Source organism: Roseisolibacter sp. H3M3-2, from assembly GCF_029211165.1.
GTDB lineage: Bacteria > Gemmatimonadota > Gemmatimonadetes > Gemmatimonadales > Gemmatimonadaceae > Roseisolibacter.
In genome coordinates, this window is record NZ_JARGEK010000469.1 from 1 (window position 1) to 3,046 (window position 3,046).

At 78.1% G+C, this 3,046-nt stretch carries 4 protein-coding genes; 2 read left to right on the top strand and 2 right to left on the bottom strand.

Annotation, left to right across the window (positions count from 1 at the left end; genetic code table 11):
- A partial coding sequence (locus tag PYV61_RS23130; protein ID WP_275836141.1) for a helix-turn-helix domain-containing protein occupies nt 1-239 on the top strand: 239 nt, incomplete at its 5' end.
- 194 nt (nt 240-433) lie between these two features.
- Here PYV61_RS23130 and ada read toward each other — a convergent pair.
- Nucleotides 434-1,507, bottom strand: coding sequence for a bifunctional DNA-binding transcriptional regulator/O6-methylguanine-DNA methyltransferase Ada (ada, locus tag PYV61_RS23135; protein WP_275836143.1), 1,074 nt, complete (start codon nt 1,505-1,507; stop codon nt 434-436).
- 355 nt (nt 1,508-1,862) lie between these two features.
- Here ada and PYV61_RS23140 point away from each other — a divergent pair, with 355 nt between their 5' ends.
- The gene (locus PYV61_RS23140) at nt 1,863-2,201 is read left to right on the top strand and encodes a hypothetical protein (RefSeq protein ID WP_275836144.1); all 339 of its coding nucleotides are present in this window, start codon (nt 1,863-1,865) and stop codon (nt 2,199-2,201) included.
- A gap of 63 nt (nt 2,202-2,264) precedes the next feature.
- Here the strand turns inward: PYV61_RS23140 and PYV61_RS23145 are convergent.
- A partial coding sequence (locus tag PYV61_RS23145; RefSeq protein ID WP_275836146.1) for a VWA domain-containing protein occupies nt 2,265-3,046 on the bottom strand: 782 nt, incomplete at its 5' end.

Sequence of the window (3,046 nt, forward strand, 5' to 3'; positions counted from 1 at the left end):
TGGCGCGCCCGACGCGCGCGCTGCGCGACGCGCTGCGCCTCGCGCGCCACGCCGCCAGCGGGGGGCGGGCCTTCGTCCTCGCGCGCACGCAGCAGGAGGCGGCCGAGGAGCTGGGGACGGTGCGCGAGCTGGTGGTGCGCGGGCTGCGGGCGCTGCGGGCGGCCGGGGTCGTGCGGGCGGCCGGCGGGGGGCGGTACGTCGTGGTGGACGAGGTGGCGTTGAGGAAGGAGGCCAGGTAAGGCGTGGTCCGATACGGCGTGTTCTGATGGGGCGTGGTCGATAACGGCGTGGTCCGATAAGGCGTGGCTTGCACCAGTGGGTCGTAGATCACGCCCTCCCAGACCACGCCGTATCGGACCACGCTGTACCTGACCACGCTGTATCGGACCACGCCCTACCCGAGCCCTCGAATCTCCAACTGCCACCGCGTCGCCTACCGTCCGCCATTCCGCTCGGCGTCGAGCAGGCGTGCCTTGCGCTCGGCGCCCCACCGGTAGCCGCCGGGCGCGCCGTCGCCGCGCACCACGCGGTGGCAGGGAACCACCAGCGCGACGCGGTTGGCCGCGCAGGCGCCGGCCACGGCCCGGGCCGCCCGCGGGTCCCCGAGCGCGGCGGCCAGCTCGGCGTACGTCCGCGTGGCGCCATACGGGATCGCGCGCAGCGCTCGCCACACGCGCTGCTGGAAGTCGGTGCCGGCGAGGTCGAGTGGGAGCGCGTGCAGGGCGGCGTCGTCGGCGTCGCCGTCGACCCATGCGGCCACGGCGCGCGCGTATCCGTCGACCTCGTCGCCGCGGGCGAGCTCGGCGGCCGGCAGCTCGTCCTGCAGCCAGCGCGCGAGCGCGGGTTCGTCGTCGCCGAGCGCGACCGCGCAGACGCCGCGCGCGGTGGCGGCCACGAGCAGCGCGCCGAGCCGCGTGGGCACGACCGCGTAGTCGACGCGCTCGCCGCGTCCGCCGCGGCGCCACGCGGCCGGGCTCATCCCGAGGGCGCGCGGCGCCCGCGCGTACACGCCGCGCCCGTCGGGGAAGCCGGACTCGGCGGCCGCGCGGCTCACCGTGTCGCCGGCGCGCAGGCGCGTCTTGAGGTGGGCGAGGCGGCGCGCGTCGAGGTAGGCGCGCGGCGACAGCCCGACGACGCGCGTGAACGTGCGCTGCAGGTGCGCGGGGCTCGCGCCCGCGTGCGCGGCGAGCTCGGCGAGCGGGAGCGCGCGGTCGTCGTGCGACGCAGCGTGCGTGTCGAGGCGGGCGCGGGCGCGCGCGACGAAGGCGGGCTCCGCCTCGGGCGGCGCGTCGGGGCGGCAGCGCTTGCAGGCGCGGAAGCCGGCGGCGCGCGCGGCCTCGGCGGCGTCGAAGAAGGCGACGTTCTCGCGGCGCGGGCGGCGCGAGGCGCACGACGGGCGACAGTAGACGCCGGTGGTGCGCACGCCGTACACGAACGCGCCGTCGTGCGCGCGGTCGCGTGCGACGAGCGCGTCCCAGCGTCGGTCGGCGTCGCGCGTGTCGTGCATGGGTGCGAAGTATGAAGCGAGAGCGGGCGTGGCCATGCGGGCTCCTGCGCGAAGGTGGGGCGGCGTGCTCGCGAAGGGAAGCTGCGCGTGACCTGGCGCACCGCGCGCGGCGGATCGTGCGGCGTAATTCGGAGCGTGCGTCGGGGGCGCGTGGTTCGCGCGCCGACGATCCGCACCGCGCGGTGACTGCCGTCACCCGCACCGGCGCCGGCAGCGCGCGACGTGCGTGCCGCCGCCCGCAGCCCCTCGCGAGGGGCCCGTCAGGACCCACGCGCGTCGTCATCGCGCACGTCCGCAGGACCGCACGCGCCGCGTCGCGTGTCGCGTCCCACGTCGACACATTGGAGGAAGACGCATGAAGTCGATCGCCCTCGCCGCCGCGCTGTTCGCGGCCCCCGCGTTCGCCGGCGCCCAGGCGCCCGCCCCCGCGACGCCCGCCCCGGCCCCCGCGCCTGCGACTGCGCCCGCGACCGCCGCCGACACCACCAAGAAGGCCGTCGTGCGCGACTCCGCGGGCGGCGCCATCGACACCGCGAAGCCGGCCGCCGACAGCGCCGCCAAGGCGACCGCGGCCCCCGCCGCGCCGAAGCCCGACGCGCCGAAGGAGACGCCGAAGACGGACGCGCCGAAGGCCGACCCGGCGAAGTCCGACTCGACGAAGGCCGAGGCCAAGCCGGCGCCGACGAAGCCCTGACGCACCCCCGCACGACGACGCGCGGCCCCGCCCAACGAGACATGTCGGGCGGGGCCGCGCGCGTCAGCGGGCCCCCGCCCCCAGCAGCTGGCGCACCGCGCTGACCAGCGCCAGCGGCAGCTGGTCGGGGCGGCGCAGCACCGTGTGCCCCGCCGCGCCGAAGATGTGCGGCAGGTACTCCGACTCCTCGCGGTCGACGGTGAGGCAGAAGGGGAAGATCCCGCGCGCGCGCGCCTCGTGCACCGCCTGCCGCGCGTCCTCGACGGCGTAGCGCCCCTGGTAGCGGTCCATGTCGTTCGGGCGCCCGTCGGAGAGCAGGAGCAGCAGGCGGTGCCCGGCCGGCTGCCGCGCGAGCAGCGCGCTGGCGTGGCGCACCGCGGCGCCGAGGCGCGTGTTGCCGCCGGGGCGCAGCGCCGAGACGCGCCGCCGCACCGCGGCGTCCACGCGCTCGCCGAACCCCTTCACCGCGTGCACGCGCACCGCGTGCGCGCCGCGGCTGCTGAACGTCAGCACCGCGAACGGGTCGCCGAGCGCGTCGAGCGCCTCGCCGGCGAGCAGCAGCGCCTCCTTCTCGACGTCGATGATCTGCCGCGCGTCGCCGCGCCCCACGCTCACCGGCGCGTCGGTGGAGCCGCTGGTGTCGACGAGCAGCACGATCGCCAGCGCGCGCCGCGCGGGGATCACGTCGAGGTAGAGCCGCCCGTCGGTGGGGCGCCCGGCCGCGAGGTCGGCGCGCGCCTCGACGCACGCCGCGACGTCGGGCTCCGCGCCCTGGCGCTGGCGCGGCAGCCGCGCGCGGTCGGCGCGCAGCGGCTCGAAGCGGTGGCGCACGCGGCGCACGAGCG

Excerpts from the sequence above, each read along its gene's own strand:
- ada (WP_275836143.1), bottom strand. The coding sequence starts at position 1,507 with ATGCACGACACGCGCGACGCCGACCGACGCTGGGACGCGCTCGTCGCA.
- PYV61_RS23140 (WP_275836144.1), top strand. The coding sequence starts at position 1,863 with ATGAAGTCGATCGCCCTCGCCGCCGCGCTGTTCGCGGCCCCCGCGTTC.